The 14,427-nt window shown below is 56.8% G+C and carries 13 protein-coding genes; 1 reads left to right on the forward strand and 12 read right to left on the reverse strand.

Features of this window, described 5'->3' with window-relative positions:
- Positions 1-59: 59 nt before the first annotated feature.
- Positions 60-338: a pyrimidine/purine nucleoside phosphorylase gene (locus Pla52nx_RS28640; protein ID WP_146521375.1), complete on the reverse strand. Its 279-nt coding sequence runs from the start codon at positions 336-338 to the stop codon at positions 60-62.
- Between the two features lie 137 nt (positions 339-475).
- Here Pla52nx_RS28640 and Pla52nx_RS28645 point away from each other — a divergent pair, with 137 nt between their 5' ends.
- Positions 476-1,663 carry a DMT family transporter gene (locus tag Pla52nx_RS28645; protein ID WP_146521376.1) on the forward strand — a complete coding sequence of 396 codons (1,188 nt, stop codon included), beginning with the start codon at positions 476-478 and terminating at the stop codon, positions 1,661-1,663.
- Here Pla52nx_RS28645 and Pla52nx_RS28650 read toward each other — a convergent pair.
- The 11 genes from Pla52nx_RS28650 to mnmG form a co-directional block, all read right to left on the reverse strand.
- Positions 1,639-2,505, reverse strand: a complete 867-nt coding sequence (locus tag Pla52nx_RS28650) for a hypothetical protein (protein WP_146521377.1) — start codon at positions 2,503-2,505, stop codon at positions 1,639-1,641. The genes Pla52nx_RS28645 and Pla52nx_RS28650 overlap by 25 nt on opposite strands.
- Entirely contained in the window at positions 2,502-2,954 is a 453-nt protein-coding gene (locus Pla52nx_RS28655; protein ID WP_146521378.1) for a hypothetical protein, read from the reverse strand. Before Pla52nx_RS28655 ends, Pla52nx_RS28650 begins: the two co-directional genes overlap by 4 nt.
- 380 nt (positions 2,955-3,334) lie before the next feature.
- Positions 3,335-4,939 carry an SUMF1/EgtB/PvdO family nonheme iron enzyme gene (locus tag Pla52nx_RS28660; protein WP_197454779.1) on the reverse strand — a complete coding sequence of 535 codons (1,605 nt, stop codon included), beginning with the start codon at positions 4,937-4,939 and terminating at the stop codon, positions 3,335-3,337.
- A gap of 381 nt (positions 4,940-5,320) precedes the next feature.
- Positions 5,321-5,776: a transposase gene (locus Pla52nx_RS28665; RefSeq protein WP_146521380.1), complete on the reverse strand. Its 456-nt coding sequence runs from the start codon at positions 5,774-5,776 to the stop codon at positions 5,321-5,323.
- 699 nt (positions 5,777-6,475) lie between these two features.
- Positions 6,476-7,939, reverse strand: a complete 1,464-nt coding sequence (gene gatB, locus Pla52nx_RS28670) for an Asp-tRNA(Asn)/Glu-tRNA(Gln) amidotransferase subunit GatB (RefSeq protein ID WP_146521381.1) — start codon at positions 7,937-7,939, stop codon at positions 6,476-6,478.
- Positions 7,936-9,411, reverse strand: a complete 1,476-nt coding sequence (gene gatA, locus Pla52nx_RS28675; protein WP_146521382.1) for an Asp-tRNA(Asn)/Glu-tRNA(Gln) amidotransferase subunit GatA — start codon at positions 9,409-9,411, stop codon at positions 7,936-7,938. The genes gatB and gatA overlap by 4 nt, the downstream gene beginning before the upstream one ends.
- Positions 9,412-9,665: 254 nt before the next feature.
- Positions 9,666-9,965, reverse strand: coding sequence for a type II toxin-antitoxin system RelE/ParE family toxin (locus Pla52nx_RS28680; protein ID WP_146521383.1), 300 nt, complete (start codon positions 9,963-9,965; stop codon positions 9,666-9,668).
- Positions 9,958-10,179 (reverse strand): addiction module protein, encoded by a 222-nt coding sequence (locus Pla52nx_RS28685; RefSeq protein ID WP_197454780.1) that lies wholly within the window; start codon positions 10,177-10,179, stop codon positions 9,958-9,960. Before Pla52nx_RS28685 ends, Pla52nx_RS28680 begins: the two co-directional genes overlap by 8 nt.
- Before the next feature lie 159 nt (positions 10,180-10,338).
- On the reverse strand, positions 10,339-11,565 hold the full coding sequence (locus Pla52nx_RS28690; RefSeq protein WP_146521385.1) for a sensor histidine kinase: 1,227 nt from the start codon (positions 11,563-11,565) through the stop codon (positions 10,339-10,341).
- A 53-nt stretch (positions 11,566-11,618) separates the two neighbouring features.
- Positions 11,619-12,206 carry a response regulator gene (locus Pla52nx_RS28695; protein ID WP_197454781.1) on the reverse strand — a complete coding sequence of 196 codons (588 nt, stop codon included), beginning with the start codon at positions 12,204-12,206 and terminating at the stop codon, positions 11,619-11,621.
- Between the two features lie 400 nt (positions 12,207-12,606).
- Positions 12,607-14,427: a tRNA uridine-5-carboxymethylaminomethyl(34) synthesis enzyme MnmG gene (gene mnmG / locus Pla52nx_RS28700; protein ID WP_146521387.1), complete on the reverse strand. Its 1,821-nt coding sequence runs from the start codon at positions 14,425-14,427 to the stop codon at positions 12,607-12,609.

Genomic DNA, 14,427 nt, shown 5'->3' on the forward strand with positions numbered 1-14,427 from the left:
TGCAGGTGGTTCAAAGCGCTTGGTGGTGTCATGAGCCCTGAGCCGCTGGCATCAGGCGATCAACCGTAAAAACACAGATACGCGGTCGCTTGCTCGACCTGCAACTGAAACTTCTCGTTCGCCTCGACGTTGAACTCCGTTCCTGCGGGGAATGACTCAAAGCTTTCACTGCCCGGCAATCGGACCTTCAACTCGCCCGAGACGACCTTCATTCGCTCATGCTCATTGGTCCCAAACTCGTACTCGCCCGGTGCCATGACGCCCGCCGTGACACGGCCTTCACTGTTCTCAAAACCGATCGACTTCACGTTGCCGTCGAAATACTCATTGACCTGCATGGGGGCTTTCCAAAACGCATGTTGAGGGACGAAAGATCGGCTAGACTTTAGTCAGCACGCTCCCCTGGAAACAGGGGGAGATGCACGAAATATCACGACAAAGCGTCCGCAAGAACCCCTCACACAAGGTGATTCCCATGAGCATGTCCGATGACCACCTGGACGCTCCCAAACGAAAAAACCTGTTGAGCATTCTGCTGGGATTCACGGTCGGGTTTCTCCTGGCGGCGGCCGCCATCGTTTTGATCCGTGGGATGGATTCCGAGACCGACGGCATGAATGCCTTGATCGCCGCGCTCTCGATTTTCGTTCCGGCGTTCTTGCTGACGATGGTCGTCTGGTTCGTGCAACGCAAAGGCGAGCGTCGTCCACTTCATTGGCCACTGGCACTGCTATGCGGTGCGGTCGGACTCGGAGGCGCCTCCATGCTTTGGTTCACAGTCCCGACCCAAGAGCAAGTCCGACAGGAGTACCTAGCCAAACACAGCGACATTTTGAAACGCCGCGCGAATCAATTCGCGAAAATCAAAACGGCTGTCGAATCCGTTCCCCCTGGCTCACTGTTGGAGACGATCACGGACGAGCAACGCGAGGAGCTCAAGACCCTGCAACTTGACTTTCGCAACACAAAACCACCTCGCCAAGAAACATGGAACACGTTGCTGACCTGCGAAGCGGAGTACGCTCGTGTGGCTGCAGACACCGATCCCGACTCCGTGATGAACTCATGGGACCGCCCCAGCAGAAAGTTCCCCAGAAAGGATCGCTACCAGTACACGAGTGACAGCGAAGTCGATCAGATCGCCGACTACGCATTCGGCGACCCGTACTTTGGAATCTGGGAACTGGAGGACACGGTCAAAGACGCGAAAAAAATGAAGTACGTCGTCTACGTCCGCATGACCGATCAAGAATTGCCGGTCCTAACCGGACAAGAATTCCGAGGAGGGTTTCGCTCTGCCGAAGCCTTTGTGTACGACCTCGACGCCGAGAAAATCGCTTCCGCGTTTACCTTCAGCGCCACCAACAGCGAACAAGTCGACTACCAATACCAAGAAAACGCTGGCGTTGCTGGCAAGACCAACTCGGCGATGAATTCGGTCATCGAAGACTTGAACAACAACATGTGGCCGGCCTTCTGGAACCGCATCCATCAAGTCGCCCCAGAGTCCAAATCCGAATTCGAGAATCTGGAATTGCCCTACAAACCGCTCAGCTTGGCCGAAGCGTTCTTGAATTGGAAACGCAAGTCGGATGCGGACAAGGAAAAAGCAAAGAAGATTCAGGCGGAACTGGAGGCTCAAGGTGTTTCGCCTAACCTCTGACTTGGCACCAGAAATCCGACCGACGACATTCCGACCATGCAAGTCAGCACGGAAAAGAGCCAGAAATTCGACAAAGCTGCGATCGAAAAGAACAGTGTGACTCCCAGTGCGGCTGCCCATCGCGGTGGCAGTCGCCACATTCCAAATCCGCAAATTGTTTCCACCACCACGACCTTGCGGCTGTACCACATGGCCATCGTTCGCAAAGTCTCCGGCTCAAAGCTTTCACGAAGTCGATTGAATAGCCAGTGATCCCGGTCGCGAAAATAGATGTCGTAGAACACTTCACCCGACCAGTACTCCGGTGTCCACTTGCCCACCGCTCCGCCCAACAAGATCATCGACCCAATCAGACGTGCCAAAAACGCAGCGTGTGTCAAGACTGCGACTGAGTCACCCCGCCCCATCCGCGTCGTCAACCACAGCACCCACAGCGTGACCCACCACGAAGTCGCAAAGGTGGCATCATTGTAGCTGCCCTGATGCACACACAGGATGCTCAGCCCGACCAACGACACCACCGCCATCGCGATTCGCACCAGGCGAAATTTTCCGACGATCCCGATCAATAGTGATGCCATCGTGCAAAGGAAAGCCCAACGAAGCACTTCGGCGGATCGCAACCAATCGGGAAAGAAGGGATCCAGCAACGGTGTGCGATGATAAAGTTCATCGGCGAGCAGAAAGAAACCCTTCTGCCACACCAACCCGCTTGGCGTGATCAACGCAAGTTTCCAAAACAGACCGATGAACAGGCTGGCTTGCACGATCAAGTACGCGGCAGTGATCCGGCCGGCGTACGGATCCGTCGTGACGTTTTCGTCTGACTCGCCATTCGTCACGGCAGCGCCTCGCGGATCATTTCGAATTTGCCGTCACCCAGCGGTTTCAAATGAACCCGCGTCTCCATCGTCTGACCACGATAGGTCGTCCACAATGTGACCCAACGATCGGTCCCCGGTTCGGTCAACAGGTAACGCGTGTTCGCGAACGTCAGCACCCGCATGGGAAAATGGTTGATGTAACGTCGCTCGCTCTGATCCAAGATCGGACTGAGAAAATCCGCGGGCACGTCTTGCACTTCGTATTGATTGCTGAAGTTGTACATGGCCGGGATGGGCTGCTGAAGGGCAAACCAAGCAAACGACGAACTGCTTAAATGAAACCGCCCCATGGTCGAACGAGCGACCGCTGGCACGAATGGCGTGAGCAACAACCAAAACGCGACGCAGCACACGAGGGCAACGATCCCTCGAAAGAACCAGTCGTTGGATGGTTTTGGATGTGTCATGGAGAGCCAGCCCGCAGGGATTGTCCGAACGCCGCATCATCCTACAAAAACCCAGCAACCGGTCACAATCGCGAATTTCCCGAAAGAGAGCCGGTGGCTCGACGCCGCTACGTGTTTGACCCGCAGCCGAAGGCGTAGGAGACACCACCAAACGGATTGAACCGCGGAAACAATCGCCGCTTCCGCCTACGCCTGTCGGCTACGGGTCAAACAGGGCAGGCTCGATTCTCGCGTCTCGGAGAGACGCGGCTACGTGGTTTAATCGACGGTGTTGCTGGCGCTACGCCTTCCGCTACGGCACCTACGGAACTCCGGCTACCGCCTCCATTCCTCCGGGCCTCCGCTCTCGGCTCCGCTTGCTCGCTCGTTTAGCTCAGCCCTTACCGACCTACGGCAACGCGGAAGCCCAGGTCGTAGCTCCGGAAGCCCGGCGAGATGAAGTTGCGGTCCGCCGACCGGCAGTACCCGGCAACGTCGTACCAGCTACCGCCGCGAAACCCGCGGAGCGAGCCTGTAGAAGGGCCCTGAGGGTCGGTGACGCTTCCAGCTGGGTAGTCCGCTTTCCAATCCGAGCACCATTCCCAAACGTTTCCGTGCATGTCATACAGACCAAACGCATTCGCTCGCTTCAGTCCGACCTCATGCGCAAACTTCTGTTCGACATCCCACGCATTTCCGTCGAACCAGCCATATTCACTCAATCCCGTGGGATCGTCACCAAAACCATATGCCGTCGTCGTGCCGCCTCGGCACGCGTATTCCCATTCCGCTTCCGTCGGCAAACGATACGTCTTGCCCTCCTTTGCACTCAACTTCTTGCAAAACTCCACCGCATCCTCCCAGCTCACGTACGTCGCGGCGACGTTCGACCCTTCCTTTACGTATCTTTGTCCCTTCCAAGGCGTCGTACCCATCACCGATTCCCATTGCCCCTGTGTCACCTCGGTCGTGCCAAGGTAAAAGTCCTTGGTCAATGTCACTCGATGCTGGGTCTCATCATCCTGTCTGTCTTGCTCCGTTGCGGGTGATCCCATCAGGAACGTCCCAGCGGGAATCAAGTTCAACCGCATGCCGATGCTGTTGGTGATCGATTTCGCGGTTGCGTCGGATTGCGGCTTGGTCGGATTCATCTCGGCGGGTTGCCGACCTCGGTCAAGCCGGACCAGTTTCATCGCACCCGTGGCACGACCCAAGCGTTCGGGAATCTGCGGTTTACCGATGTTCACCCGCGCCCATTTCTGCACGCTCTTGATCGTGAAATATTCCAGTTCGATGAGATCAACGGCTTGGTCCCCGTCATCGTCGGCTTCGCCCGCCAATGCGCGATTGACGAAGTGAAAGAAGACGCCGCTTTGCAAGTCCGGCGATTCAAAGGATTGCTGCGAAGCACTGCAACTGAAAATCGCGACCGTTCCACCGGACAGAACCGGAGCCGCACGATCGAGAACGGGTTCCAGCTCGATCCGCTTGGCCGTCTTGGCCACCTGTGTCAACGGATCGTCGCGACAGGCGTCGACCAACAGTAATTTCGTTCGTGCTTTGCAACGATTGAGCGATTCGTAAATCTCCGTCAATGAAATGAGTGTCGACTTGTCGGTCGGTTTGGCGTCCAAGGGACAGAAGTAGTTCACCGGATCGCCCTTGAATTGCAGTCCGTGCCCGGAGAATCCGACGATGATCGAATCGTCCGGGCCGAGTTCACTGAGCAACAGTTGGAACTCGCGTCGGATTTGATCTGACCGCGGAGAAAGACGTGCTTTTCCTAGTGACATTCGCTGAGTCATCAAAACGATGTTGTCTTGCGGGACGCCGGATCGGTAGAGAGTCCCCGCCAGCGTGTGAACGTCGTCTTCGGTGTATTTCAGTGCGGTCAGCTCGTTGTGCAGCGAGTAATCACGCACACCAACGAGAAACGCGTATTGCTCGCCCTGGACCGGCGAGACCAGGGCAAACAGCAAGAGCAAGAGGAGGGTGCGAGTGATCATCAGAACGTATCGCGGCGAGTATATGGATTGGGTACCACCGCTAGCGGCGTATTGGAAGGTAATCGTACTGGACGAGGAAAACTTCCCGAAGGACGATTTTTTTGTTCTAGCAGCGAAGATTCTAGCTTCTGTGGAGACGCCCCCACTGACCGAAAACAACCGCACCGCCATGATAGCGAACGCCGTGAGCCTCAGGCGCTAGCCGTGGGCCCGAAGCGGATTGCAGTACCGGCCCACGGCGCCTGTGAGCCTCAGGCGCTAGCCGTGGGCCCGAAGCGGATTGCAACACAGGCCCACGGCTAGCGCCTGAGGCTAACGCGCTAGCCGTGGGCCCGAAGCGGATTGCAGCACCGGCCCACGGCTAGCGCCTGAGGCTCACGTTCATTGGGCTTCCAGGACGTAGATGATGCAATCATGGATTTCTTGTTCAGTGTCAAGGATCTCGATATCAGCCCCCTTTGCCCATGTTCGCTCGACTATCAATGGGATCTCTTGTTGCCGTAGGTGTCGTGTGCAATTCGCTTTGAGCTGATCGCGAACGGCTTTCGGGCCTCGATCTGCAACAACGACAAGATGCACATGATTGGTGCGAGCATTCACAGCCAGTAGAGACCAGCCTCGATAATTGCAGTGCTCCTGGCAAGCCTTTTCTACCGTTTGCCGATCTTGTTCCGACAAGACAACGGGATCAAACCGCATCTGCTCTCGGCACCACTGCTCCAATTCGGGCCGTGGTTGTTGGTTACCAGCCCCGCGTTTGCGCCAGCCTCGCGAATCCCCAGGTAACCGTGATCCGTAGGTTGCCCAAGTGATGAAGTATGTCCAACGTTCAACCATTCTTTGCCCCCAACCGCAGTGGTCCGCTTAATCGGCCTCGAGAATTGTAGGCATGAGATTGTAATAATCGTCTCGATAATCGGCCACCACGTTCCTGTGAGCCTCAGGCGCTAGCCGTGGGCCCAATGCGGATTACGGCACAGGCCCACGGCGTTTGTGAGCCTCAGGCGCTAGCCGTGGGCCCAATGCGGATTACGGCACAGGCCCACGGCTAGCGCCTGAGGCTCACTCTCAATGGGCAACGCAATTGGTGATTTTGAAATCATTATCACGAACATGCAGCGCAATACAGCACCGGCCCACGGCGTTTGTGAGCCTCAGGCGCTAGCCGTGGGCCCAATGCGGATTACGGCACAGGCCCACGGCTAGCGCCTGAGGCTCACTCTCAATGGGCAACGCAATTGGTGATTTTGAAATCATTATCACGAACATGCAGCGCAATACAGCACCGGCCCACGGCGTTTGTGAGCCTCAGGCGCTAGCCGTGGGGCCGAAGCGGATTACGGCACAGGCCCACGGCTAGCGCCTGAGGCTCACTCTCAATGGGCAACGCAATTGGTGATTTTGAAATCATTATCACGAACATGCAGCGCAATACAGCACCGGCCCACGACGTTTGTGAGCCTCAGACGCTAGCCGTGGGGCCAATGCGGATTGCAGTACAGGCCCACGGCTAGCGCCTGAGGCTCACGTTACGGCCTACCCGTTGATCAACTTCAGCGCTATCTCGCTGACCTGCTGAGGACTCGCGTTGGGGTTCTTCTTGCGGGCCTGTCCGATCAGCGCACCGACCGCCTTGTTGTTGCCGCCTTGAACATCCGCAACGATTTTCGGGTTCGCGTCCAACAACTCTTGCACCAACGTTTCCAATTCACTGCCATCGACCGATTCGATCCCCAGTGACTTGATCGCCTGCGTGACACTTTCGTCGTGATCCATCAAGTGCTTGAAAACATCACGCGCTCGGTCGTTGGTCAATTCACCCGCGACGACCTTGCCCAACAACTCCCCAAGTTTCTCAGCGGAAACGGGGAACGCATCGATGGACAGTTGACGTTCCTTGGACTCACGCATCACGTCCTGCTGGATCCAGGCACTCGCGCGCCTCGCGTCCGATGCACCGGCGACAGTCTCAAAGAACACGATCATCGCGGCACCTTGAGAAACGATCACGTCGGAGTCGTATTGCTTGATGCCGTACTGGGACACCAGCCGCGTGCGAGCTTCATCGGGTGTCTCCCCCAACGAAGCACGGATCTCCTCGACTCGCTCGCGTGGAATCCGAACTGGCAACAAGTCGGGATCGGGGAAATAACGATAGTCAGCGGACTCTTCCTTTTCACGCTGGGCGTACGTGATCTCCTTGTTATCGTCCCAGCCGAACGTCCGCTTGCCGTCCTTGAAAGTTTGACCGGTTTGCTCCCACTCGTCGTACTGACGCTCGATCTCATAAGCGATCGCGCCGGCCACGCTGCGGAAGCTGTTCATGTTCTTGACCTCGACGATCCGCGTCGCGATCTTCTCACCGGCTTTGTCGATGTGCAAGTTGATGTTCACGTCGACACGCAAGCTGCCTTCCTGCATCTCGCAATCGGAGACGCCGAGGTGGATCATCAACTCCTTGAGCTTGGTCAAGTACGCCAGGGCTTCCTCGGCGGAACGCATGTCGGGCTCACTGACGATTTCCAACAGCGGTGTGCCGCAGCGGTTCAGGTCGATGCGACTGTCGCTGCGTCCCGCCGCTTCGTCGTGCATGCTCTTCCCGGCGTCTTCTTCCAAGTGAGCACGGGTGAGCTGAATTCTGCGGACGCTGCCGGGATTTGCCGGGTCGTCGATCTCGACGTAACCTCCGTCACAAATCGGCAAATCGAATTGGCTGATCTGATATCCCTTGGGCAAATCCGGATAGAAGTACTGTTTGCGGTCCCATTTGGTCAGCGGCGGAATCTCGCTGTTGAGCGCCAGACCGGCGCGAACGGCCAAGTCGATGGCGTTTTGATTCATCACGGGCAACGCACCGGGCAACCCCAAACAAACCGGACAAACTTGAGTGTTCGGCGGGCTTCCGAATTGCGTGCTGCAACCACAAAACAGCTTCGTCGCCGTCTTGAGTTGCACGTGAACTTCCAGTCCGATGATCGTTGTGAATGGCAGTCGCGTCATGATGCGGGCCGTTTGGTGTGAAAATCAGTAACGGTTTGAAACGCGTGAGCGGCGGACAACAAACGTGCTTCGTCCAACACGGGTGCTTGCAACTGAATCCCGATTGGCAATCCTCCGGCGTTGAATCCGCCCGGCAACGAGATCGCCGGGATGCCGGCCAAGTTCGCGCCGACGGTGAACAGGTCGCACAAGTACATTTGCACGGGATCGTCGATCTTGTCACCCAACTCAAAGGCCGGCGTCGGCGCGACCGGACCGAGTAATAAATCGGCTTGAGCGAATGCGTTGTCGTAATCGCCTTTGATCAACCGGCGAACTTTCAACGCCTTGTTGTAGTACTCATCCGCGTAGCCTTCGCTCAGCGCGTAGGTGCCGATCATGATCCGCCGTTTGACTTCGGCGCCAAACCCCTGCGATCGGCTTTGACAATACATCGAAACCAGCGGCCCCAACTCGGGATCGACTTTCACCGGATCGGCACGGTGTCCGTAGTGGGCACCGTCGAAACGTGACAGGTTGCTGCTGGCTTCACTGGGCGCGATCACATAGTAAGTCGGTACGCCGTATTCCTTGTGTGGCAACTCAACATCCACGATCGTTGCACCGAGCCCAACGAAGACATCGATCGAGTCAAGCACGACTTGCCGGACCTCGGGGTCGAGCCCGTCAACGTCCAAGGCGTCTCGCAAGACACCAATGCGCACCCCGCTGAGATCGGTCGAATCAAGGGCTTGCATGTAATCCGGAACGGGACGATCCAACGAAGTCGAATCGCGTGGTTCGAAACCGGCGATGGTTTGCATGAGCAACGCGCAATCGGCCGCCGACCAAGCCATCGGTCCGACTTGATCCAAGCTGCTGGCAAAGGCGATCAAGCCGTAGCGACTGACGCGTCCGTAGGTGGGTTTCATTCCGGTGATGCCACAGAAAGACGCCGGTTGTCGAATCGAACCACCAGTGTCGGTCCCCAAACTCAGCGGCACCGTCCCCGCCGCGACCGCCGCGGCCGCCCCGCCACTGCTGCCGCCGGGTGTCCGCTGGGTGTCCCATGGATTGCGAGTGACGCCAAAGAAGCTGGTTTCGGTACTGGCCCCCATCGCGAACTCGTCCATGTTCGTCTTGCCCACGATCACCGCATCGGCGGCCCGCAGCTTTTCCACGACGGTGGCGTCGTAGGGTGGGACAAAATTTCGCAGCATGTTGGAGGAGCAAGTCGCCGGCATGCCGGTGGCACACAAGACATCCTTCACCGCAACGGGAACCCCGGCCAGCGGCCCCAATGTCTCACCGGCGGCTCGTCTGGCGTCCACGGCGGCGGCGGCCTGCAAAGCGGATTCGGCGGCCACGTGAGTGAATGAATTATGTGTCGGTTGCGAAGCCTCAATCGCGGCGATCGCGCGCTCGGCGATCTCGACGGCGGTGATCTCCCCGTCGGCCTGAAGTCTCAGCAATTGCTGGGCGGAATGAAGCATGATCGGTCGATATGGCGTGAAATCTGACGAAAAACAGGTTCAAGCCGCCGATTATCGACCAAGAACCCGCCCTCGCCTACCGGGCAGGCCAAAGGCATTCTCTAGCCCCGGTAGGTCATGCACAGCATGACCTACGATTGCTGACAAGCCTTGCCAACAATGGACTTGGAGTCATCGCTACCGCAATGCCTTGCCATAGCTCCCCATCACCTTCCCACAGGCGATAGTCGTCAATTGTGTAGTGAGGGGTCATGCTAACCGAGCCTTGCGATCCACTGACTGGGCTCTTGCGATGGGTGCATGACGCCGAATAGCAAAACCTCAGAAGGTGTCACGTCGTACAGGATCAAATGTGGAAATCGTTGGATGGGCCAGTATCGAAATCCATAGTGAAAATTCGATCGACGTTCAGGATCAGAAAGCAATGCTTCGATTCCCGTTTCGACTTCGTGCGTAAACCCAACACCAAGCCCGACGGCCTTGGATTCGTACCAATCGGCGGACTGCAAGACATCCACAGTAAAGAGTGGATGAAAACGTGGGGACCTAGGCATCTCGCCATGCTCGAATGCGATCGAGAACGTCTTGATGAGTGTGTCCCAAGTTCGGATCGGCGATCATTTGGTCGCGTCGCCGTCCAACTTCAGAAACAAGCCATTCGGGCAACGGAATAGCGTCGGATGACGATAAATCGCTCCATATCCGCTGGACAAGCAGTAACTTGTCGACTTCAGAAAGATTTTGAATGCTGTCGGTGTATATGTCCATTTGTCGCCTCCATCTGCAGTCTAGTGACATCACCTGTGATTCGCAAACAAATGCCCGGCAGATAAATCGACCGCACGGGAAGTCCTCAAACGTCCTACCGGAAACGAGACCACCACGCGTGAAGACGGACATTCCGTATTTCGTCATGCACAGCATGACCTACGATTTTGCGATTGGCAGCGTCAGCGTGGCGACGCAGCCGGTGGGGCCGGTGGTCAAAGCGACGTCGCCTTGATGTAGACGTGCGACTCGATAAACACGACAGAGCCCCAAACCAAGTCCGCGACCGGCTTCGCGTCCGCTGTAATACGGATCGAAGGCGTGCTCGCGGTCTCGCGCCGATAGACCCGGTCCGCTATCGGCGACTCGAATCTGAAATCGTTCGCCCTCTTGCTCGACCGAAACGATGATCGTCCCCCGCTGACCAATCGCTTCCGCCGCGTTGCGAACCAGCCCCCGAACGGCTTCCCCGATCATCGAGCGATCACCGCTGACCCAGGCAGATCCGACAACCTGCTGAAACTCGATCCGGATACGTTGCACCTCAGCCGCCGACTGCATTGCGGGCAACACGTCTGCCACCAACGGCACGAGGTCCAGTCGGACGGGATTCACCATCGGCGGATTGGCATAGAACATGAGGTCCGCAATCATCTCGTGCGCGCGGTACACCTGATCGACGATGCGCTGCAACACCGCGTGGCGCTGCGGATCAGATTCCTCACGTTGCAATTGCTGCGCCCGCGTGGAAATATTTGCCAGCGGATTGTTGATCTCGTGACTCAACCCATAGGCAAGCTGTTTGAGCGAACCGAGCTTGGCGCGATGCAGTCTCTCGTCAAAAGCCGCCTGCAGAGATTCCGCACGCTGGGTTTGCCTCGCCAACTGCTGCAAGAAAATTCCCGAATCGAGCGGTGAAGCTTCCGCCTCCATCACTTCGGCGTCGAATTCAATCTCCGGCCAGTGCTGATGCCAACTCAACGGAACCGGCGGCCCCAACACCTCCAGCCATAGCGGTGCGTCACGCATCCAATCGTTGTGTGCAATCGCCGCGTAATGGGCGTGCAACTTTCGCCAACGTTGTTTGTGTTCAACGACGATGTCGGGCGCACCCAAAAAAGCGTCTCCGCTTGCGAATCGACCACGCGCGTTTTCGATCCACCAGTCGGCGAGATCCTCCAAGCCGGCGGTGTCGCTACTGAATTGAAGCGCCGCGTACAAAAAGAACGTCGGATCGCTTTGTAACAATTCGATCACCGCGGATCGAACATGCGAAGGCACCTGCGGCGGTGCAAGCAGCAAACGACCGATCACCGTATGCGCGTCTTCGCCCAGCGGCAACCACCACCGATTTTCACCGTGACGCAAACAGGGATACAACCCCATCAGGCAAGGTCTCCTCGCGGTGGTCGGAATCGTAGAGTCGGTTAGAGACGCTATCAGTGGGTGACGCTTCGCTCAATTTCCAGCAAGTCGCATGCACGGTTGACCAAATCGTCAATCGCAAACGGCTTTTGCATGAAATCGTTCGCACCGGCCGCTCGCAACGCGTCGACCTTGCTATGTTCGACCATCCCCGAAATACAGAGGATCTTGACCATGTCCAACGCAGCGTCCGTACGCACTCGCTGACAAACTTCTTTGCCGTTGATGTCGGGCAGCATCACATCGAGTACGACCAAATCAGGCCGGAACTCTTTGACACCCATCCCGGCGTCGAAACCGTTGTTGGCCGTTCGAATCTCGAATCGTCCGTCACGTTCAAAACCGTCCTTCATCAAGTCAACCAAATCCTGGTCATCGTCGACGATCAACAATTTCTTCTTGCCGCTCTCCAACGCATCCGTGGGAATGCCGTTGTCCTTCATGAACAGATACAACTGCTCACGTGGAATTCTGCGGAACTTGCTGCCCGGTACTCGGAAGCCCTTGAGCGACCCGTTGTCGAAACAACGAATGATCGTCTGTTGACTTACCTTGCAAATCTTCGCCGCTTCGCCTGTCGTAAAGACCGTTTTTATGGTCATGGCAGAAACCATCCTCCCTGCATGACGAGCCGTTTCCCAATCCAGTGCAATCACCTGAAGCGCGACAATGCAAATCAGGCCAACTTCTCTCCATTTAGCAAACCTCCGTTCTTTCGCACTAGCGCATTCCAGCGCCAATTTACGTTAAAAACGCAGGCGGCAGCAAATACCGAAACCCTCGGCCTTACCAGCCTTGCCCTGGTGACGGATTCTACCGATTTAACGCAGTGCGTCAAGATCACTTAAGAGTCGCCAAACACCGCAATCAGCACTTCTTATCAAGAAACGTCACGTCAGTGGCAAACATTTTTTTCGAGCCCATTTATTGAGCCAGCGCCCAGTTCGCTGACAATCTCGATAGCAAGCGTCCGCGTTCGCATTTCACTCACACCGATTGCACTCACTCCGATTCCATGTAAGCCAACAGCAAAGCGATGTCCGCCGGTGTGATACCACTGATGCGTTGGGCTTGATCCAACGTCAGCGGTCGTATTTCACTGAATTTTTCGCGTGCCTCGATTCGCATCGATGTGATGGCCTTGTAATCAAATTGAGCCGGAATGCGTTTCTTGGCCATGCGGTGCTGACGTTCGACTTCCGCTTTCTGCCGACTGACATAGCCTTCGTATTTGATGTCGTACAAGCACTGCTGGGCGGCTTGCGACTCGATTTCGCTGAGCCCCTCGACGCGTGAGCAAACCACTTGCCAATCGACTTCGTTGCGTCGCAAGTAAACATTGCCGGGAACTCCGTCGCAGCGAGCCGAAGCTAGCAACGTCATTGCTCGCTCGATCTGCTCGACCTTGCGGTTGAAACGATCCCTTCGCTCCGGAGTGGTCAACCCCAGTTCAATCGCATCGGGAGTCAGTCGTCGATCGGCGTTGTCTTGTCGCAACAACAGGCGATACTCGGCACGACTGGTGAACATTCGATAGGGTTCATCGGTTCCCGAAGTGACCAAATCATCGACCAACACGCCGAGATACGCTTGGTCACGCGTGGGCACCCAAGTCGCTTTGCCGGCGACGCTGCGTGCAGCGTTCAGTCCGGCGATCAGCCCCTGCCCGGCGGCCTCTTCGTAACCCGTCGTGCCATTGATTTGGCCGGCGAAGTACAACCCGCTAACTCGCTTGGTTTCCAAATGCGGCCACAATTGCGTGGGCGGGCAAAAGTCGTATTCGACCGCGTAGCCGTAACGCATGATCTGAGCATTTTCCAAACCTTCGATCATCCGAAACATCTGGTCTTGGACGTCGCGAGGCAGACTGGTCGAGATACCGTTGACGTAAATCTCTTCCGTGTGGTGACCTTCCGGCTCAAGGAACAACTGATGGCTGTCTTTGTCGGCAAAGCGAACCACCTTGTCTTCGATCGACGGACAGTAGCGAGGTCCGCGCGAGTGAATCTGTCCGCTGTACATCGGCGCGCGGTGCAAGTTCTGGCGGATCAGCTCGTGGACACTGTCATTGGTGAACGCCATGTGACAGGGCACCTGTTCCAACAGCAATCGATCCGTCAAGAACGAAAACGCTTGCGGCTGATCATCGCCAGGTTGTTCGCTGAGCTTTGAATAGTCGATGGTGCGGCGATTCAATCGCGGGGGCGTACCGGTCTTGAAGCGATCGAGGGTGAACCCCAACCGATTCAGAGCGCCGCTGATCCCTTGCGTTGTGCCCTCCCCTGCCCTGCCCCCGGCGGTCTTTGCATCGCCAGTATGCATGATGGCGGCAAGGAACGTGCCGGTGGTCAAGATCACGGCGGGCGCGAGATACTCGGCGTCGCCACGGACACGAACTCCCACGATGCGTGATCCGTTCTCCTCGTCGGTGGTGATCAAATCCTCGACGGTTTCTTGTCGCAAGTCCAAGTTGTCTTGCAATTCGATTTGGTGCTTGATGTGAATCTGGTAAGCCTTTTTGTCGGCTTGCGCGCGAGGACTGTGCATCGCGGGGCCTTTGCGGCAATTCAACATCCGAAATTGGATGCCCGTCGCATCAATGGCTTGCCCCATCAATCCGCCCAACGCATCGACCTCGCGAACGATTTGTCCTTTGGCGACACCTCCGATGGCCGGGTTGCACGACATTTGGCCGACGGTATCCAGATTGGTCGTCAACAGCGCCGTCTTGGCCCCCAGTCGAGCGGCAGCCGCTGCGGCTTCGGTTCCGGCATGCCCGGCACCGATGACGACGACATCGTATTGATAGCGAATGGAACTCAT

Source organism: Stieleria varia (assembly GCF_038443385.1).
GTDB classification, from domain to species: Bacteria; Planctomycetota; Planctomycetia; order Pirellulales; family Pirellulaceae; genus Stieleria; species Stieleria varia.

Coding starts and splice junctions, on each gene's coding strand:
- Pla52nx_RS28695 (WP_197454781.1), bottom strand. CDS start 12,206: ATGACCATAAAAACGGTCTTTACGACAGGCGAAGCGGCGAAGATTTGC.
- Pla52nx_RS28685 (WP_197454780.1), bottom strand. CDS start 10,179: ATGGACATATACACCGACAGCATTCAAAATCTTTCTGAAGTCGACAAG.
- Pla52nx_RS28640 (WP_146521375.1), bottom strand. CDS start 338: ATGCAGGTCAATGAGTATTTCGACGGCAACGTGAAGTCGATCGGTTTT.
- Pla52nx_RS28645 (WP_146521376.1), top strand. CDS start 476: ATGAGCATGTCCGATGACCACCTGGACGCTCCCAAACGAAAAAACCTG.
- Pla52nx_RS28665 (WP_146521380.1), bottom strand. CDS start 5,776: ATGGTTGAACGTTGGACATACTTCATCACTTGGGCAACCTACGGATCA.
- Pla52nx_RS28655 (WP_146521378.1), bottom strand. CDS start 2,954: ATGACACATCCAAAACCATCCAACGACTGGTTCTTTCGAGGGATCGTT.
- Pla52nx_RS28690 (WP_146521385.1), bottom strand. CDS start 11,565: ATGGGGTTGTATCCCTGTTTGCGTCACGGTGAAAATCGGTGGTGGTTG.
- Pla52nx_RS28660 (WP_197454779.1), bottom strand. CDS start 4,939: ATGATCACTCGCACCCTCCTCTTGCTCTTGCTGTTTGCCCTGGTCTCG.
- gatB (WP_146521381.1), bottom strand. CDS start 7,939: ATGACGCGACTGCCATTCACAACGATCATCGGACTGGAAGTTCACGTG.
- mnmG (WP_146521387.1), bottom strand. CDS start 14,427: ATGAGTTCCATTCGCTATCAATACGATGTCGTCGTCATCGGTGCCGGG.
- gatA (WP_146521382.1), bottom strand. CDS start 9,411: ATGCTTCATTCCGCCCAGCAATTGCTGAGACTTCAGGCCGACGGGGAG.
- Pla52nx_RS28680 (WP_146521383.1), bottom strand. CDS start 9,965: ATGCCTAGGTCCCCACGTTTTCATCCACTCTTTACTGTGGATGTCTTG.